We start from the raw sequence: 18,556 nt of genomic DNA, 5'->3' as shown, positions 1-18,556 counted from the left end.
ACAATAAAGAGAATTCGGGAGAGGAGTACGCGAGAGAATGGAACCACTGGATAATACGATGATATTGCAATCGGACGGTCTGTCTTTCGCATTCCTGAACAGCGGAGATCTTCGCGAGATCGGGTATGAAGGCTTGCTGATCAATCAGGTGCTGTCGAATCCGCTCGACGGATCGATGAACAATATTTATTTGCGCGTTCGCAAGGAAGGGCGGATCTTGTCCGCGCCGCTGCTCGGCGTCCGTTCGGGGAGCGAGGTCCGCGCCTCCGACAGGCGCGTCGAGTGGACGGGAGAGGCGCTTGGCGTCGCCTATCGCGTCACGTTTACGCTGATGCCCGGCCGGATCTGGTTCTGGGAGGTCGCGCTCAGCGGCGAAGGCGTCGAGGCGGACGTCCTCTACGGACAAGACGTCGGGCTCGCGGACCAAGGCGCCGTTCGGACGAACGAAGCGTATATGTCCCAGTATATCGGCCATTCCGCGTTCCGGACGGAAGGGAAGGGATACGTCGTCTGCTCGCGCCAGAATCAGCCGATGTCGACCGGATTCCCTTATCTGCAGCAAGGCTCGCTGACCGGAGCGGCGGCGTATTCGACGGACGGCTTCCAGTTCTTCGGTCTCTCGTACAAGGAGACGGACATACCGGAAGCGCTAAGCTTCGAACGCCTGAAGAGCAAGGTGTACCAGTACGAATTCGCCTACACCGCGCTGCAGTCGGAGACGGTAACGCTGGGAAGCGGGGAGACGACGTTCGTCTTCTACGGGATGTTGAAGCCGAACCATACGGAAGCGATCCGGGAGCTCGAATACGAGGAAGAGCTCCGGGCCGCGTGGGAAGGCGCGAAGGCGTTGAAGGATAGCGGGCTTCGCCCGGTCGGCCAACGCGTCACGTGGAGCGAACGATTCGGAGATCCGCTTCGCGCGGGAGAGATGACGGCGAAGGAGATCGAAGCGCTCTTCCCCGTTCGCCTGCAGGAAGAACGCGACGGCGGCGAATTGCTGTCGTTCTTCACCGAGACGTACGAGCATGTCGTTCTGAAGGCGAAGGAGCTGCGCGTGGAACGGCCGCACGGCCATATCCTCATGAGCGGGGACAACGCCCGAATGAACGAGCGCGTGGCGTCGTCTACGAATTATATGTACGGCATCTTCCACTCGCAGATCACGATAGGCAACACGTCGTTCAACAAGCTCATGACGAACGCGCGCAACGCGCTGAACGTGCTGAAGACATCGGGCCAACGGATTTACGTCGAGATAGACGGCCGCTTCCGCTTGTTGACTCTGCCGTCTCTCTACGAGATCGGGTTCAATTATGCCCGTTGGCATTATAAATTGGACGGCGATGTCCTCGCCGTAACCGCGTGGACGAGATCGGACTCGCCTGAGCTGGGGCTCGAAGCCGTCTCGCGGGAAGGCAAGGCGTACCGGTTCCTCGTGACGAACCAGATCGCGATGAACGATAAGGAATACGAGCTTCCGTTCCGAATGGAGCGTGCCGGCGAGGAGCTGATCTTCCGCGCGCATCCGGAATCGCTCAGTTCGGGCGTCTATCCGGAGCTGAGCTTCCGTCTCGGCCTTCGAGGCGCGGACATGCGGGTGCTGGACGAACGGGCTCTGGCGCCGGAAGCGACGGCAGGCTCCGCGTCCCTGGTCGTGCTGGAGCTTCAGCCGACCTCCAGGTGGCGGCTGACGATTCGAGGCGGGCTGGAGGAAGCCGAGCTCGATGAAGCGGAGCGGGCCGAATATCCGGTCGAAGCCGAGATCGAAGCCTACCGCGCCTTCCTGGCCGAGGTCATGAACGGCTTCGAGCTGTCGCACGACTCGCAGGAGAAGAAGCGGGAGCTGGAGAAGTTCAACGCTCTGGCTTGGTGGTACACGCATAACATGCTCGTCCATTATTCCGTTCCGCACGGCCTGGAGCAATACAGCGGAGCGGCTTGGGGCACGCGCGACGTGTGCCAAGGGCCGACGGAATACTTCCTCGCGATGGGCAAGCACGGCCGGGTGAAGGAGATTCTGAAGACCGTCTATGCGCATCAATACATGGAAGACGGCAACTGGCCGCAATGGTTTATGTTCGACCGGTATTACCGGATCCAGCAGGAGGAGAGCCACGGCGACATCATCGTATGGCCGCTGAAGGTGCTCGGAGACTACTTGCGGATTACCGGGGATTACGAGGTGCTGGAAGAACGCTTGCCTTACACGCTGCACGGAGGCGAGCTGACGGAAGAGACCTTCCCCTTGCTGCACCACGCGCGCAAGGAGATCGATTCTATCAAGAACCATTTCCTGCATGGAACGAGGCTCTCGTCGTACGGCGACGGCGACTGGGACGATACGCTGCAGCCGGCGAACGCGAAGTTGAAGCAGTACATGATCAGCAGCTGGACCGTAGCGCTGACTTACCAGACGTTCGCCCAATTGTCCCTGGCGCTCGCCTCGCAAGGCGGCGAGCTAAGAGAGCTGGCCGAGGAGCTTCGGGAGCTGGCGGAAGGAATCAAGGCGGACTTTAACCGCTACCTCGTGAAGGACGGCGTGACGTCCGGCTTCGCGTACATGGAAGAGCCGGGCTCTATCGACCTGATGCTGCATCCGGGCGATAGCAAGACGGGCATCTCGTACCGGCTGCTGCCGATGACGCGAAGCATGATCGGGGAGCTGTTCGACGAGGCGCAAGCGGAGTCGCATTACCGCCTGATCAAGCAGGAGCTGTTCTACCCCGACGGGGTGCGGCTCATGAACCGGCCGGCCGATTACGCGGGGGGCGTCAGCACGAGATTCAAACGCGCCGAGCAGGCGGCCAACTTCGGACGCGAGATCGGCCTGCAATACGTCCATGCGCATATCCGCTTCATCGAGGCGATGGCTAAGCTGGGCAAGGCCGAGGAGGCGTGGAAGGCGCTCGCGACGATCAACCCGATCGGCATCCGCGAAGTCGTGCCGAACGCGGACCTGCGGCAGAGCAACGCTTACTTCAGCAGCTCCGACGGCAAGTTCGACGATCGCTACGAGGCCCGGGACGGCTTCGGGAAGCTGCGCACCGGAGAGGTTCAGGTGAAGGGAGGCTGGCGCATCTACTCCAGCGGCCCGGGAATTTACATGAACCAGCTCGTCTCGAACGTGCTCGGGATTCGCGGCGTCGGCGGAGATCTCGTGCTCGATCCGGTGCTGCCGGCCGAACTGGACGGAGTCCGCTTCCGGTTCCGCTGGATGGATAAGGAGATCGTATTCCGCTACTCCGTGGGCGGCAAGTCGGTTCGGCGCGTCGCCGTGAAGGGAGAGCCGGTCGAGACGATCGAGCAGCCGAACCGCTATCGCGGCGGAGGGGTGCGGATCGGGAAGAAGACGCTCGAAGCGCTGCTCGTTGCAAGCGATGCGAACGAGATCGAGATTACGATGGCTTAACGGTTGGAAGGAAGGCGGGACAGTCTGGAGGCATCGGTCCTGGGATAAGCGATATCGCATATTCCGATAGGACCGCGACTCCCTTGTTCCGCTTTCTGTTATAATTGAACAAAGCAGGAGAGCGGGCAGCAAGCGATAGGAGCGATAGCGGTGGTAAGCATTAAAGATATTGCCAAGCACGCGGGAGTATCCATCTCGACCGTATCTTACGCGCTCAACGGGAATCCGAAGGTGACGGAAGAGACGAGCAAACGGATTCTCGCCGTGGCCAAAGAATTGAACTACGTGCCGAACGCGGCCGCGCGTTCGCTCAAGAAGCGGGAGACGCGCATCATCGGGGCGTTCCTGACGACGTTCGAAGGGGCCTTCTACGGGAAGCTGCTCCAAGGGATGAAGGAAGAGATGAACAAGCGCGGGTACGATCTGGTCGTCTGCAGCGGAACCCAGTCGCACCGGATGCTCTCGGAAGGCATGCTGGATGGCGCGATCATCCTGGATAGCCTGTTCTCCGACGAAGAACTGCTCCTGCATGCGAACCGCGGGCACAAGCTCGTCGTGCTCGACAGGGAACTCAGCCACGAGAATATCGTGCAGGTGCTGCTCGACAACAAAGCCGGCGCGACGTTCGCGATGGACTACTTGATCCGCCAGGGGCATAAGAAGCTGTACGCGGTGACGGGGCCGGAGGGCTCGTTCGACTCCGAGCAGCGGCTGGCAGCCGCGCGCCAGACGGTTGCGCGGAGCGGCCCGGGAATCCGGTACGAGGAGATCCCGGGCAACTTCGACATGGCGAGCGGCATCGCGGCGGCCGCCCGGATCGTCGCCGAATACGACGGGCCCGCAGGAGTCTTCTGCTTGAACGACGAGATGGCGATCGGCATGTACCATGCGCTGAAGGAGACGCCGTATCGCATCGGCGAGCATATCCACGTGGTCGGGTTCGACCATATCGACGTTGCCGATTACGTCCAGCCGCGGCTCGCTACGGTCGATTATTCCGAACGCAGATGGGGCTCCGTGGCGGCGGAGCAGCTCATCAAGCTCATCGAAGGCAACGGCGCCGCCGAGCACGAGCGCATCTACGTCACTCTGGTCGAGGGCGATTCGGTGAAGCGGGCAGCAGGTTGAAGACCATCAAGATCGTCGATGCGCTCCGAAGAGAGAGGGAGACGAAGAGAAGCCCTCGTTCCGGCAACATCGGGACGAGGGCTTTTGATCGAATCGGAATTTAGCTTATTATGGTCGCAACTGAAAGCGCTCCTGCCATTCGGTTAATCCCTCGTCCATCCGATAGGCCGCAAATCCTTCGGATCGCAGCTTCTGCGCGGCCAGGGCCGAGTAGACGCACAGCGGGCCTCTGCAGTAAGCGACGATCTCGGCATGCTCCGGCAAGTCGCGCATGAACCCTTCCAGGTCCTCCATGGGGACCGAAATCGCCCCTGCGATATGACCGGATTCGTATTCTTCCTTCGGCCGCAAGTCCAAGAGAAGGATGGATTCGTTGTTCATCTTCCGCCTGACCTCGTCCATCGTAAGGGTCTGGACTTCATCCATATTTTTCAAGAAATCCTCTTTCAGCTTGCCGATATCCGGAAGCTGTCGCTGGCTGATCCTCCACAGGGAAGAGAGAAAGTCCGCAATGGCGGGATCGGCCAACGAGTAGACGGCATAGGTTCCCACCTTCGTGAATTTCACCAGCTTCGCCTCCAGCAGAATCTGAAGATGACGGGACACGTTGGCGTAATTCATCTCCGTATAAGCCGCCAGCTTCTCTACCGTCTTCGATCCTTGGGACAGCAAATTCAAAATCTCCAGCCGCTTGTCGCTCGATAAGCTTTTTCCGATCCGGGCCAGCTGTTTGTATAGCTCGTCTTTTAAAACTTTCGCCGAATGACGCATATCCTTCATTCAGGTCGACCTCCGTGCCATTCAATGGAATGATTGAATTTTATCACTCTCCAAGTTGAAGTCAAGCTTGGAAGTTCGAGCGAAGAAAGGATTGACTTCAACTTTTTTTGAACCTATAATTCAATCATTCAATTGAATTTGACAATTCCGATTGTGCCGCTCACTGAATGAACGCTAAAAGCTCGTATAAAGGGAGACTTTGAATGGCAGAGATACATGCAGGGCTTGGGGAAAAGGCGCAAAATCTGACCTCCTCCCTCGCGGAATATGCGAGTTCGCCAGAGAAGCAGCGTCAGCTGCATGCGAGGACGTTGAAGGTGGTCATTCTGTCGCAAATATTCGGCGGGGCCGGCTTGGCGGCAGGCATCACCGTAGGCGCGTTGCTGGCGCAAGACATGCTAGGAGACGACGGCTATGCCGGGATTCCCACTGCGCTGTTCACGTTAGGCTCCGCCGGCGGAGCCCTGATGGTCGGCCGTCTGTCCCAACGATCGGGACGCCGGGCCGGACTGGTTACGGGATTCATGGCGGGCGGCGTCGGGGCGATCGGAGTCGTACTCGCCGCGCTATTGAACAACGTGCCGCTGCTGTTCCTATCGATGTTGATCTACGGGGCGGGCACGGCCACGAACTTGCAGGCGCGTTATGCGGCTACGGATTTGGCGCTGCCCTCCAATCGGGCTAAAGCGATTAGCATGGCCATGGTATTCACGACGTTCGGCGCCGTCGCCGGTCCGAATCTTGTGAATCTAACGGGACAGCTAGCCGCATCCATGGGAGCTCCCAAGTTGACGGGTCCCTTCATGCTGGCTGCGGCGGCGTATCTTGCTGCCGGCTTGGTCCTTCTTCTTTTCCTCCGTCCCGATCCGTTCCTTGTGGCGACAGCGATTGCCGACGCGGAACGATCCGCAGCCGTCCTTCATCAGACGGAACAGTCTCAAGCCCAAGATTACGTCGTAAATAAAAAAGGCATTATGGTCGGCGCGACCGTCATGGTCCTCACGCAGATCGTCATGATTGCCATTATGACCATGACCCCGGTTCACATGCAGCATCATGGCCACGGATTGGGAGAAGTAGGGATCGTCATCGGTCTTCACGTCGCCGCCATGTTCCTGCCTTCTCCTCTTACCGGCGTTCTCGTCGATCGATTCGGCCATAAGCTCATGTCGTACGCTTCCGGATTGACTCTGTTGGTATCCGGTGCGCTGGCTGCTCTGGCGCCCGGCGATTCGATGGGGATGCTTATTCTGGCGCTCGTGCTCCTCGGATTGGGCTGGAACTTCGGCTTGATCAGCGGCACGGCGGCAATCGTCGATGCAACGCCTCTGCGGATCCGCGCCAAGACGCAAGGTACGGTCGACGTCTTGATCGCCCTGGCGGGAGCTTCCGGGGGCGCCTTGTCCGGAATGGTCGTCGCCCAATTCAGCTACGCCGCTCTGGCCTTGGCCGGATCCGTCTTGTCCTTGCTGCTTATTCCGGTCGTGATCGGGTCCAGAACGAAAAAAGATGGATGGGAACCTTGAGGATGAATAAACCTACCTCCGTGGTTATTATCGGCGCAGGCTTAAGCGGTCTGCGAGCCGCCTCTCTGCTTAGAACGGTTCGGTACGATTCGCGAATAGCTCCTATTCATTCGATGTCGGAAAGGGGGGCTCTTATTGAACGTCCGTTCCGCTCCTGTAATGCTTAGGGGAAGCTCCTTTGAGCTTTTTGAAGATTTTGGAGAACAGCAAAGGGTCGCCGTAGCCGACGGATCGGGCGATATCGCCGATCGACAGCTCCGCGTTCCCCATCATCTCGCAAGCCTTGTTCATGCGGTAGCGGATTAAATAATCCTGAATGCTTACGTTCATGGTTCGTTTGAACAGCGAGCACAGATAGCTTCGATTCAGCCCGATAAAATGGGCGATGTCCTCGACGGTCATATTCCGATCGTAATTCAATTCGATAAAATCCTTCACTTTATCCACGTATAGTTCCGCCCGGCTTCCCTTCTCGCCGGAGGCTGCGGCCGGGCCGAATTCCGCCAGCTCGGACAACAGCAAGGCGAGCAGCCCGGTTAATCGGGTTTCCCGGGATTTGGCGTAATCTCTCGATTCGAACATCCATTCCAAGTATTGGGAGATCCTATCGTCCCTGTCGTATTCGAGGATCGGAGACGACAGCGTCAGCCCCGCTTGCTTCAGGTGCCATTCGGCCAGCGTACCGTTAAACCCGAACCAGCAATAGGACCAAGGGTTCGCGGAATCGGCCCGATAATAAGTGACGACCTCGGGGCAAATCAGGAATCCCTGTCCTTTCCTCAGCCGATATCTCGTACCGCCGACTTCGAAGGTTCCTTCCCCGCTCAAAATATAATGGAGCAAATAGTGGTTCCGGACGGCCGGCCCGAAATCGTGACCCGGGACGCACTCCTCCGCTCCGAATTGAGTGACATACAATTCCGCTTGGTGCTTGCTTCTTGGCAAATATTCGATCATAGCCATTCTCCTAGCGACGAATATCTAGCATTATAACATTAAGAGCGAGCATCATGACATGTACTCGATGCTCGGAATTGATATATCATTTCCGTAGAATGGGCGTACATGCTTGAATAAGTCTATCAAGCTTTATGCCATATGATTGGCATTCTAAGGGAAGAGGGAGATTGGATTCATGGGAGTCATCGTCGAATCGCAAACCGGGCTGTTCCATCTGCAATCGTCCGGCATGAGCTATATTCTTCAGATCGTGGACGGGTATCCGGCGCATGTCTATTGGGGAAGCAAGCTGAAGCACCGGGTACCGATGGAGGGGCTGCTGATTCATACCCCCGAGAAGGCCGGATTGGACCGGCTGCCGCAAGAATACCCCCAATACGGGAGCGGAGACTTCCGGAATCCGGCTTACCAGGTCGAACTCGAGGATGGAACGCGGATTACGGAGCTGAAGTACGAAGGCTACCGAATCATCAAGGGGAAGCCGGCGTTGACCGGGCTTCCGGCCGTTTACACCGAAGATGAAGCCGAAGCGGATACGTTGGAGCTGGAATTAAGAGACGCCTATTCCGGCCTCAAGGTCGTCCTGCTCTACACCGTCTTCGCCGAACGCAACGTCATCGTCCGCTCGGCTCGCTTGATTAACGGGGGAGACAGGAAGCTGAGGCTTCGCCGCGCCTTAAGCGCCAGCGTCGATTACTCGGGAGAGCGCGAATGGGAGATCGTCTACTTGTCCGGGGCTTGGGCGCGGGAAGGGAATGTGACTCGCAGACCGCTCGCTCGAGGCGAGACCCGGATCGATAGCAAGAGGGGGATGAGCAGCCACCAATTCAACCCTTTCGCCGCCTTGGTCGCTCCCGACACGACGGAGTTCCGAGGGGAGGCCTACGGCTTCAGTCTCGTATACAGCGGCAGCTTCGAAGCGGGGGCGGAAGTGGACAGCTTCGGGTCCGCGCGGTTTAGCATCGGCGTGAACTCCTTCGACTTCGCGTGGCTGCTGAGTCCGGGAGAGAGCTTCCAGACGCCCGAAGCGGTCATGGTCTACTCCGGACAAGGCCTGGGGGACATGTCGAGAACGTATCATCGCTTGTACCGGACGCGGCTGTGCCGGGGAAGATATCGGGACGAAGAACGTCCCATTCTGGTCAATAACTGGGAAGCCACCTACTTCAACTTCAATGCGGACAAGCTGGTCGAGATCGCGGAAGAGGGGGCCAAGCTCGGAATCGAGCTGTTTGTCTTGGATGACGGCTGGTTCGGGAAGCGGGATTCCGACAACTCGTCTCTCGGCGATTGGATCGAGGATCGGCGGAAGCTGCCGGGCGGGCTTGCGGATGTCGCGCAGCGCATCAACAAGCTGGGACTGAAGTTCGGACTCTGGTTCGAGCCCGAGATGATCTCGCCGGACAGCGAGCTGTACCGTCGGCATCCGGACTGGTGTCTCCATGTTCCCGGGCGGAGGCGCAGCGAAGCCAGGTGGCAGCTCGTGCTGGATTACACGCGCAAGGAAGTGCGCGATTACATCTACGACTCGTTAGCCGCCATCTTCGCCAGCGTGCCGGTCTCCTACGTGAAGTGGGACATGAACCGCGCGCTGACGGAGATCGGTTCCGCCATGCTGCCGCCGGAACGCCAAGCAGAGACCGCCCATCGTTACGTGCTCGGATTGTACGAGCTGTTGGAGCGCATCACCGCCGGATTCCCGCATATTCTGTTCGAGAGCTGTTCAAGCGGCGGGGGCCGCTTCGATCCCGGCATGCTCTACTACATGCCCCAAACCTGGACAAGCGATAACACCGATGCGGTCGAGCGGCTCAAGATTCAATACGGCACGAGTCTCGTCTATCCCGTAAGCGCGATCGGGGCGCACGTGTCGGCCGTGCCGAACCATCAAGTGGGCCGGATGACGCCTCTTGAATTCCGAGGAGACGTCGCCATGTCCGGCAACTTCGGTTATGAACTCGATTTAACGAAGTTCACCGACGAGGAGAAGGAGACGGTCAAGCGCCAGGTAGCGGCCTACAAGCAAATTCGCGGTTTGGTTCAGAAGGGCGACCTGTACCGCCTGAAGAGTCCGTTCGAGGGCAACGAATCGGCTTGGATGTTCGTCTCGGAGGACAAAGAGACGGCTCTCGTCTACTACTTCCAAGTGATGGCCGTGCCGAACGCGCCCCGGCGCAGCTTGCGTCTGGCCGGCCTGGATCCGGATCTCGAATACGAGGTTCGTTCGGGAACGAGCGAAGCGGCGTTTATCCACGGAGGAGACAGGCTCATGCAGGTGGGCTTGCCTCTGGCCTACAGACAGAAAGATTACGAGAGCGGATGGTTCAGGCTGCAAGCCCTAAAGACGCATAAGGACTGACGCACGAATCCGTCCATACCGAATAAGTCGTTCGAACAAGGCCCCTTTTTCGTTGAAAAGGGGCTTTTGCATGCGGCGCGAAGGGGGGAGGGGAGCCAGGCCATGTTTTTTATCCGAATCATGAACGATATGAAAATGAAGAAGAAGCTGGCGCTGCAGGCGAGCGCTTATCGTGACGGAGACGGGCAAACTGCCGGTCTATTATTTTCCGTTGTCCGACGTACGTACGGACTTCCTCGTAGAGACGGACTACCGCCGACCGAACGCCAACAAAGGGGAGGCCGTCTATTGGACGCTCAAGGTCGGAGACCGAGCGGCGGACAACGCGGTATGGGGATATGTCAGTCCGCCGCCGGCAATCGCTTTTCTAGATCGGTACGTCACCTTCCGCTGGGACGCGATGGATGCCTGGTACGAGGAAGAACAAGAGGTGTTCGTCCACGCCCGCGATCCGTATACTCGCGTCGATGCGATCCCCGCTTCGCGTCACGTCCGGGTTGTCGTCGGAGGCCAAGCGGAGCTGTCTTGTCGCGAGTCCATTTATAGACGGAAGCGATTTTTTTCATTGACATGATTTAGCAATCGCATTAATATATCTATATCCATAAATCTATTGATATTTTACGATTAGAGTACATGCGAACTTCAGGGCTCGAATCCGACTAAGTGAAGACTTACGCGGATCCGGGGCAAAACGATTTTCAATATTTCGATATCTATAAATTTATGGTGAGTTTCTTGCGTTCATAATGCCGGAACCGCAACCGCAACCGCAACCGCAACGGAACCTTTCGCGAGGGTTTTGCCCCCTTGTCGAAAGGTTTAAAGCGACCATAATTCCAACTTAATATATAGGAAATATGAAAAATAGCCTAAAGGGGGAATCCTCGAATTTTCCATCGCATGGATGGCGACGCCTATTTTATAGCACCGGCTTCGGGTGCGGAAAGGAAGAAACGCTATGGGGACTGAGAACCTAGGCATCCTTGACATCTTGGCTGCCGAACGATCGATTTATCAAACGCATTTTCGATTTTTCAGGCTCGTCGACACCCGTCAATACGAACGAATCGGAAGCTGCTTCACTCCGAACGCCGATATCGAATACCGCATCATGCCGGGACCGCCGCAATATTTTAACGGCCGCGACGAATTCGTCAACTTTATGCTAGCCGGAGGCAAGAGCTCCGGTTCGGCCGTCGCCCATGTCGGCGGCCAGAGCACGGTCGTATGGGAGGACGGGCGCCCCCGGTTGTTGGCGTATGCAACGGTGTGGCACTGGGCCAGCACGCATACCGAGTCCGGCGCTCATCGTCCCGCGGATTGGACGACGATCGGTTATATCGAAGACGATTACGAACGATTCGAAGGCGATTGGCTGATCGCCAAACGTCTCGTAACTCCGGTCGCGGGGCTGGTGGCGGCAGGAGCGGCCCCCGGATTGGGACGCCGCACGCCGCAGAGAGCCTCGGACTACGAGTAGGCATTCGGACGAAGCCGCATGTCTCGGCTGAAACGAAGTTGCCCATATCGAATTAAGAGAATAGGAGCGTAAGAAATGGTAAAGTTGCCGAAAACCTTCAAGACCGCGGCGCTCATTCTGCTGCTTGTGTTGCCCGTAGCGCTATCTGCTTGCTCTGCCAATAATGGCGTTGCGCAAGAAGGAGGAAGTTCGGGCGCCGCCGCCGCTGCCGATCCGTCTCCCGGGGCTTCCTCGGCAGAAGCATCGGAGACAGGAGGCGAGCTCTCCTACGCGCTGGTGTCCTCGCCCGACTCGCTTGATCCGCATCGCAGCGGGTTGTCCGTCTCTTCAAGGGTTATCCGCACGATGTTCGACAATCTTGTCGTTCAGCTCCCCGATCATACGATTCAGCCTTGGTTGGCCACGGAATGGACGGAATCGGAAGACGGTCTTAGCTACATATTTAAGCTTCGCCAAGATGTCAAATTTCACGACGGGACGCCCTTTAACGCAGAAGCCGTCAAGTATAATTTCGATCGCGTGATCGACCCGAATACGAAGGGGGTGAGCGCGCTCGCGCTTCTCTCGCCTTACGAATCCTCCGAGGTAATCGACGAATACACGATCAAGCTGACTCTCTCGAAGCCCTCCCGCGCCTTCCTCGGCAATCTGAGCGCCGCCCAGCTGAGTATCGTCTCGCCGACGGCGGCGGCTCAATCCGGGGATCGCTTCGGTCAACATCCGGTCGGCACCGGTCCGTTCAAATTCGTCAAATGGGAAGACAATTCGGAGATCAAGGTCGAACGCAATCCCGACTACAATTGGGCGCCTGCTCTGGTCGACAACAAAGGGAGCGCATATCTGGACGGCATCGTCTTCAAGATCGTGCCGGAAGACGCGACCCGGATCGGAAGCGTGCAGAGCGGCCAAGCGCTCGCCGCGGAGAGCGTCCCTCCGCAGAACGTCGCGGCCCTCAAGAGCGACCCCAAGTTCAAGCTTCTTCAAGCCAATACGATCGGTTTGCCCTATACGCTGTTTATCAATCAGAACCGCGAGCCCTGGAACGAACTCCAAGCCAGACAAGCTCTGCAATACGGCATCGATGCCGGTACCATCGTCAAAACCTTGTATCAGGGGACGTACGAGCAAGCATGGTCAGCGCTGACTCCGGGCATGTTCGGGTACGATGCGTCGCTGGAGAATTCGATCAAGCCCGATGCGGACAAAGCGGACTCGCTGCTCGAACGACTCGGATGGATCAAGGGACCGGACGGCATACGACAAAAGGACGGCAAAAGGCTAACGCTGCGTTATGTGGTAACGTCGCCCAACCGGGAGAAGCGCAACGACATTGCCGTTATCGTTCAGCAACAGCTAAAGAAAATCGGCATCGAAGTGGAGGTGGTCGTTACGAAGGATATTCGAACGGAGATTTTCGTAAACGATAATTACGACGTGTTCGGCAACAGCGACGTAAGCGGCGACCCGAGTTGGCTTAGCGTGTACTATCATACGGCTCCCAAAGGGGCGATCGGCAACATGTCGCATGTCTCCGCCCCCGAGCTGGACCGATGGCTGGAGCAAGGGGCCGTCGAGAAGGACGACGGCAGACGGGCCGAGTTGTATCGCAACGTCCAACAATACATCCGAGACAACGCCGTCATGGTTCCGATCTACGTCTTCCCCTATACGGTCGCAACTTCCAGGTCCGTTGAAAATCTCAAGTTCGATCCTCTCGGATTCCCGCTGTTCAACGATGTCCGTCTGACGAAGTAGGATGAAGGGGCTACGGTTGCCATGGTGAGAGTTGTTATCGGTCGAATCGTCTCTTCTTTGCTCGTCGTCGTCAGCTCGTCGGTATTGGTCTTCGTCATCATGTACCTGCTTCCCGGAGACCCGATCGACAGCATGGTCAATGTCGCCGCCACCCCGCCCGAGGTCATCGCGAGTCTCCGCCATCAATTAGGCGTAGACAAACCGCTGCCGCAGCAGCTTGCCGATTACTTCGGCAAGCTCCTTCGCGGCGACTTGGGCACCTCGCTGTTGACATCGGAACCGGTTCTGCCCAAGATCGCGGCCCAATTGCCGCCGACGTTGGAGTTGGCGGCCGTTAGTCTGGCCATAGCGCTGATCGTCGGGCTTGCTCTGGGCGTCCTGTCCGCCATCCACCGGAACGGTCCGATCGATTGGATCGCCCGATTCGTGGGGCTGCTGGGAATCTCGATGCCGAATTTCTGGTCGGGCATTCTCTTGCTGCTCGTCTTCTCGATTCGACTGGGCTGGTTCCCGGCGATGGGATCCGACGGGTGGCGAACGTTGGCGCTGCCCTCCCTAACGCTCGGTTTGATCGGGGCCGGATTCCTCGTGCGAATCGTACGCAACAGCATGCTTGAAGTCATGAGCGAGCCTTACATCGTCATGCTCCGCGCGAAGGGGCTGACCGAACGGGCGGTTATGTATCGTCATGCGCTGCGCAACGCCCTTATACCGGCGATTACGGTGATCGGTCTGCTCGCGGGCGATATGCTGGCGGGGACGGTCGTTATGGAGACCGTATTCGCGCGGCAAGGAATCGGACGGATGATCTCGGACGCCATCCTCTCCAAGGATATGCCTGTTGTTCAGGGCGTTATCCTGTTCTCCGCGGTCGTCTATGTCGTCATCAACCTGTTGGTCGACCTGTCTTACTCGTGGATCGATCCGCGCGTACGCCTGAGGCATAGGACGGCCGATACCGGAGGAGCCATTCGATGAGGGAGAGGCTGAACTTAAATATCATGCTCGGGAAGCGGGAACTCCGCCCTTACCGTACAGGCGGACTTCGCCCGCGCTCCTACAATGTCCTGTTGATCGCCGCCGCGGCCGCGATCGCTTGGTTCGCGGGTTGCGCCATAGCTCCGGATTGGTTGGCCCCATACCCGCCGACGGAGATGTCGAGCGACAGCCTTATGCAACCTCCAAGCTGGGCCCATCCGTTCGGAACGGACTACTTCGGCCGCGACGTGCTTAGCCTCGTCGTATACGGAAGCAGGGATTCCTTATTCATCGGCGTCGCTTCGATATTAATAGGCGGACTGGCCGGCGGCGCCATCGGAGCGATCTCCGGCTATATCGGAGGCTTGACGGACGCCGTCTTCATGAGAGCGGTCGACGTGCTGATGACGATCCCGGGCGTTCTGTTAGCTCTGGCTGTCGCTTCCGCCCTGGGTCCCAGCTTGTTCAATATGGTGGCGGCGGTCTCTCTCGGAACCATCCCCGGTTTTGCGAGATTGATGCGCGGCCAGACCCTCGGCATCAAGAACCGCCCTTATATCGTCGCTTCCCGTTCCGTCGGGGTCACCCGCTTCGGGATCTATTGGAAGCACGTGCTGCCCAACTCTCTGTCTCCGTTAGTCGTAATGGCTACGCTCGGCATTGGCGGATCGATCTTGACCGGCTCGGGACTTAGTTTCCTCGGAGTTGGAGTCTTGAAGGAGATTCCGGATTGGGGGGAGCTGTTGTCGCAGGGCAGGAGTTATTTGACAGTGGCATGGTGGATCTGCACGTTCCCGGGATTAGCCATCGCGCTTCTTGTGCTGTCCGTTAACGTGATAGGGGATTGGCTGAGAGACCGGCTTGATCCGAGGCGAAGGGGAGAAGCGAATTGAAGCCGCTATTGGATATTCAACGATTATCCGTCGATTTCAACACGAAGCGGGGAGTGCTGCATGCGCTTCATGAGGTGTCGCTAACTATAAAAGCGGGAGAGGCCGTCTGTCTTGTCGGAGAATCGGGAAGCGGGAAGACCATCGCCTCCAAAGCGGTCATGCGCTTGCTCGGGCACGAGAACGGCAGCATCGTGAATGGCCGGATCGCGCTGTCCGGCTTGGATCTGAACTCTCTGACCCAGTCGGAGCTGCGGGCCGTAAGGGGGAAAAGGATGGCCATGATTTTCCAAGAGCCGATGGCCGCCTTCGACCCGGTCTATACGATCGGCTACCAGTTGGTCGAGACCATCCGGAGGCACGAATCGATGTCCAAGTCTGCCGCCCGCAAGCATGCCGCCTCGCTGCTCGGACGCGTCGGAATTCCGGAGCCGGAACTCTGCATGAAGCAGTATCCGGGCGAACTCTCCGGGGGCATGCTGCAACGGGCTATGATCGCGATGGCGCTCAGCTGCGGTCCCGAACTGCTCATCGCCGACGAACCGACGACGGCTCTGGACATGACGATCCAGGCCCAAATATTGCGATTGCTTAAAGAATTGCAGAAGGAGTTCGGCATGGCGCTGTTCCTCATTACGCATGATTTCGGCGTGGCCGCCAGGGTCGCGGACCGAATTGCGGTCATGTACGCTGGGCGCATTGTCGAGCAAGCGCCGGCTCAGGAGCTGTTCGCGAGGCCGAGACATCCGTATACGCGAGGGTTAATCGAGTCGGCCTTCATGCCCGACAGGGAGAGAGGGGAGAAGCTGCCGGCCATCCCCGGCAGCATCCCCAACCTGAACGCCCTGCCGGAAGGCTGCGTATTCCATCCCCGATGTCTCCATGCCACGGACCGTTGCCGCGTCTCGGAGCCCCCGACGGTATCCTTCTCCGGAAGCGAAGTGGCCTGCTGGCATGCGAGCGAGCTGCCCGGCGTCTCGCCGATGCCGGAGAGTCGGCCGCCTCTGAGCGAGTCCGGCGGCGCCGGCGGAACCGGATGGGGGAGGATGCATGCGGCATCCGAAGGCGAAGATCTGTTCCGAGTGGAGGGCCTGTATAAAGATTATCCGCTGAGAAGCGGCTTGCCCGGCCGGCCTCGCGCCCATATCCGCGCCGTAGACGGCGTATCCTTCACGATTCGCCAAGGAGAGACCTTGGGACTCGTCGGCGAGTCCGGCAGCGGCAAGTCGACGCTCGGCCGTTTGCTGCTTAGGCTGGAACCGGCCACGGCGGGTACCCTCTTTTTTCAGGATACGAATTTGACCGGAATTGGAGCTTCGAAGCTAAGGCGGATGCGCAAGGATATGCAGATGATCTTCCAGGATCCGTACGGGTCGCTCGACCCGCGTTGGAATGTCGGCGAGTTGGTCGGCGAACCGCTTGACGTCCACCTTCGCTTGAAGGGCGCGGATAAGAAGGAGCGAATCGAGGAGATCCTCGCTGCCGTCGGTCTCGATCCCTCCGTCATGAACCGGTATCCGCACGAATTCTCCGGCGGTCAGCGGCAACGGATCGGCATCGCGCGAGCCATTGCCCTGAATCCCAAGTTCGTGGTCGCCGATGAAGCGGTATCCGCGCTGGATGTGTCCGTGCAGGCCCAAATCGTCAATCTGCTTCAGGATTTGCAGAAGAAGATGGGCTTGACCTATCTCTTCATCGGGCACGGGCTGCATGTCGTTCGGCATATCTCCGATCGGATCGCCGTGATGCACCAAGGCCGAATCGTGGAGATCTCGCCCAGCCGACAGCTGTTCCGTCGTCCCGCGCATCCTTATACCCGCGCGCTTATCGCCTCGATCCCTCATCCGGACCCTCAAGTCCAGGCAGAGCCTGACAGGATGGACGGCGAGCCCTTATTCTCGACGCGAACGTTATCCGGCTGCAGGTTCCGTATGCGCTGTCCTCTAGCGACGGACCGCTGCCGAGAAGAGCGGCCCGAGCTGAGACGGCTGGACGGAGAGCAATACGCCGCTTGTCACAATCCTTTGCTCTGAACGACATCCCCTTCCGGCCGTCATTCTGACGAATGGTGGCGGAGGGGGATTCGTTCTATGTCGGCTTACCTGCCGGGATTCATAGTTCGCGACGAGCGGACAGAGTAGAAGACGGCCAGCAGCCCTATTCCGATGGACAGGCTCCCCATCCATCCCAGATTCAGGACCGATAGCCGATTCACTATCCAGCCGCCCGCGCCCGCGCCTACGGCCATTCCGATCTGCAGAATCGAATTGTTCAAGCCCAACGCCAGTCCGGAAGCATCGGGCGAGAGGGAGACCAGATAGAATTGCTGGACCGGCGTTGTCATCCATGCGGCTCCGACCCAGACGGCGACCATGATCAAAGCTCCTGTTAGCGAAGTCGCCGTCCAAGGAAGAAGAACAAGCGCGACGGCGTGGATGAGCAGGCTGCCGATCAAAGTCCGGGAAGTCCCCCATTTGTCCGCGCCATAGCCTCCAAGACGCGAACCCGCTACCGCGAATAGACCGCACGCCAACAGAACGGCGCTTATCCGCGCGGTATTTAACCCCGCCGCCTGCTGAAGGAACGGGGAGATATAAGTAAACATGAGCTGATAACCGACGATCCAGAAGAACGTAATCGATAAGCCGCCGACGATTCTCGGATTCCGCAAGATTCTCAATTGCTCGCCAAGCGGTATCGGAGCCTGTCCGCTCATCTTGGGAACGAGAGCGGCAATGCCGATAACGGCGGGAATCGCTAGAATAGGGATCAACAGGAAGATGGAACGCCATCCCCAGTATTCGCCTATTAACGTTCCCAAGGGGGCGCCGACAACCAGCGCCGTACTGAAACCCATAATGATGATTCCGATTGCGTTGCCTTGTCTCCCCGGCGCGGCCATGCTCGAGCCTGACGTCAAAGCTACGACGGTATATACGCTCGCGCTGGCAGCCAGAACGACTCGGGAGACGACGAGAACGGCGAAGTTCGGACTGAAGAAGGCGATCAGATTGCCGATAATAAAGACGATGAACGTGAGAATCAGCAGCTTTTTGCGCTCCATTCTGGAAGTCAGCGTAACGAGAATCGGCGACCCGATTCCGAAGACGGCCGCGAATACGGTAACCAACTGACCGGCTGCCCCGACGGATACGTCGAGATCCTGGGCGACCATTCCCAGGATTCCCGCCATTACGATCTCGGAAGTCGCCATGACGAAGCCGCCGAAAGCCAGCAGATAGATGAGATACGTCTTGTTCATTATTCATCCTCCTTGCGCCGCAAGCA

General features: G+C 58.4%; 12 protein-coding genes and 1 pseudogene. 10 read left to right on the top strand and 3 right to left on the bottom strand.

Annotation, left to right across the window (positions count from 1 at the left end):
• Positions 1 to 37 precede the first annotated feature (37 nt).
• Together H7B90_RS08215 and H7B90_RS08210 are read left to right on the top strand one after the other, a co-directional pair.
• On the top strand, positions 38 to 3,409 hold the full coding sequence (locus H7B90_RS08215; RefSeq protein ID WP_185135375.1) for a GH36-type glycosyl hydrolase domain-containing protein: 3,372 nt from the start codon (positions 38 to 40) through the stop codon (positions 3,407 to 3,409).
• A gap of 150 nt (positions 3,410 to 3,559) precedes the next feature.
• Positions 3,560 to 4,537, top strand: a complete 978-nt coding sequence (locus tag H7B90_RS08210) for a LacI family DNA-binding transcriptional regulator (protein WP_185135374.1) — start codon at positions 3,560 to 3,562, stop codon at positions 4,535 to 4,537.
• Positions 4,538 to 4,645: 108 nt separating this feature from the next.
• Here the strand turns inward: H7B90_RS08210 and H7B90_RS08205 are convergent, their stop codons facing one another.
• Positions 4,646 to 5,317 (bottom strand): ArsR/SmtB family transcription factor, encoded by a 672-nt coding sequence (locus H7B90_RS08205; RefSeq protein ID WP_185135373.1) that lies wholly within the window; start codon positions 5,315 to 5,317, stop codon positions 4,646 to 4,648.
• 203 nt (positions 5,318 to 5,520) lie between these two features.
• On the opposite strand from H7B90_RS08205, the gene H7B90_RS08200 reads away from it, so the two are divergent.
• A complete protein-coding gene (locus tag H7B90_RS08200) occupies positions 5,521 to 6,843 on the top strand; it encodes an MFS transporter (protein WP_185135372.1) in 1,323 nt (440 codons plus the stop codon).
• 132 nt (positions 6,844 to 6,975) lie between these two features.
• Here the strand turns inward: H7B90_RS08200 and H7B90_RS08195 are convergent, their stop codons facing one another.
• Positions 6,976 to 7,800 carry an AraC family transcriptional regulator gene (locus tag H7B90_RS08195; protein ID WP_185135371.1) on the bottom strand — a complete coding sequence of 275 codons (825 nt, stop codon included), beginning with the start codon at positions 7,798 to 7,800 and terminating at the stop codon, positions 6,976 to 6,978.
• A 178-nt stretch (positions 7,801 to 7,978) separates the two neighbouring features.
• Here H7B90_RS08195 and H7B90_RS08190 point away from each other — a divergent pair, with 178 nt between their 5' ends.
• The 7 genes and pseudogenes from H7B90_RS08190 (at position 7,979) to H7B90_RS08160 (ending at position 17,301) form a co-directional block, all read left to right on the top strand.
• A complete protein-coding gene (locus tag H7B90_RS08190; protein ID WP_185135370.1) occupies positions 7,979 to 10,162 on the top strand; it encodes an alpha-galactosidase in 2,184 nt (727 codons plus the stop codon).
• Positions 10,163 to 10,328: 166 nt separating this feature from the next.
• Positions 10,329 to 10,736, top strand: a pseudogene (locus H7B90_RS08185) (DUF427 domain-containing protein); the annotation flags it as partial.
• 387 nt (positions 10,737 to 11,123) lie between these two features.
• Positions 11,124 to 11,645 carry a nuclear transport factor 2 family protein gene (locus tag H7B90_RS08180; protein ID WP_185135369.1) on the top strand — a complete coding sequence of 174 codons (522 nt, stop codon included), beginning with the start codon at positions 11,124 to 11,126 and terminating at the stop codon, positions 11,643 to 11,645.
• 75 nt (positions 11,646 to 11,720) lie between these two features.
• Complete coding sequence (locus tag H7B90_RS08175; RefSeq protein WP_185135368.1) at positions 11,721 to 13,400, top strand: ABC transporter substrate-binding protein; 1,680 nt, start codon at positions 11,721 to 11,723, stop codon at positions 13,398 to 13,400.
• 21 nt (positions 13,401 to 13,421) lie between these two features.
• Complete coding sequence (locus tag H7B90_RS08170) at positions 13,422 to 14,378, top strand: ABC transporter permease (protein ID WP_185135367.1); 957 nt, start codon at positions 13,422 to 13,424, stop codon at positions 14,376 to 14,378.
• A complete protein-coding gene (locus tag H7B90_RS08165; protein WP_185135366.1) occupies positions 14,375 to 15,271 on the top strand; it encodes an ABC transporter permease in 897 nt (298 codons plus the stop codon). The genes H7B90_RS08170 and H7B90_RS08165 overlap by 4 nt, the downstream gene beginning before the upstream one ends.
• Positions 15,268 to 17,301, top strand: coding sequence for an ABC transporter ATP-binding protein (locus tag H7B90_RS08160; RefSeq protein ID WP_185135365.1), 2,034 nt, complete (start codon positions 15,268 to 15,270; stop codon positions 17,299 to 17,301). The genes H7B90_RS08165 and H7B90_RS08160 overlap by 4 nt, the downstream gene beginning before the upstream one ends.
• 65 nt (positions 17,302 to 17,366) lie before the next feature.
• On the opposite strand, the gene H7B90_RS08155 is transcribed toward H7B90_RS08160, so the two are convergent.
• Positions 17,367 to 18,530 carry an MFS transporter gene (locus tag H7B90_RS08155; protein WP_185135364.1) on the bottom strand — a complete coding sequence of 388 codons (1,164 nt, stop codon included), beginning with the start codon at positions 18,528 to 18,530 and terminating at the stop codon, positions 17,367 to 17,369.
• Positions 18,531 to 18,556: the final 26 nt, after the last annotated feature.

Origin of the sequence: Cohnella xylanilytica (genome assembly GCF_014212175.1) — a bacterium.
Lineage (GTDB): Bacteria > Bacillota > Bacilli > Paenibacillales > Paenibacillaceae > Cohnella > Cohnella xylanilytica.
The sequence above is the reverse complement of the archived record's forward strand: the minus strand, read 5'-3'. Positions and strand labels throughout refer to the sequence as shown.

Bases quoted from the DNA above. Each gene is read 5' to 3' on its own strand.
- H7B90_RS08215 (WP_185135375.1), top strand. From the start codon at position 38: ATGGAACCACTGGATAATACGATGATATTGCAATCGGACGGTCTGTCT.
- H7B90_RS08205 (WP_185135373.1), bottom strand. From the start codon at position 5,317: ATGAAGGATATGCGTCATTCGGCGAAAGTTTTAAAAGACGAGCTATAC.
- H7B90_RS08200 (WP_185135372.1), top strand. From the start codon at position 5,521: ATGGCAGAGATACATGCAGGGCTTGGGGAAAAGGCGCAAAATCTGACC.
- H7B90_RS08195 (WP_185135371.1), bottom strand. From the start codon at position 7,800: ATGATCGAATATTTGCCAAGAAGCAAGCACCAAGCGGAATTGTATGTC.
- H7B90_RS08190 (WP_185135370.1), top strand. From the start codon at position 7,979: ATGGGAGTCATCGTCGAATCGCAAACCGGGCTGTTCCATCTGCAATCG.
- H7B90_RS08180 (WP_185135369.1), top strand. From the start codon at position 11,124: ATGGGGACTGAGAACCTAGGCATCCTTGACATCTTGGCTGCCGAACGA.
- H7B90_RS08175 (WP_185135368.1), top strand. From the start codon at position 11,721: ATGGTAAAGTTGCCGAAAACCTTCAAGACCGCGGCGCTCATTCTGCTG.
- H7B90_RS08170 (WP_185135367.1), top strand. From the start codon at position 13,422: ATGGTGAGAGTTGTTATCGGTCGAATCGTCTCTTCTTTGCTCGTCGTC.
- H7B90_RS08165 (WP_185135366.1), top strand. From the start codon at position 14,375: ATGAGGGAGAGGCTGAACTTAAATATCATGCTCGGGAAGCGGGAACTC.
- H7B90_RS08155 (WP_185135364.1), bottom strand. From the start codon at position 18,530: ATGAACAAGACGTATCTCATCTATCTGCTGGCTTTCGGCGGCTTCGTC.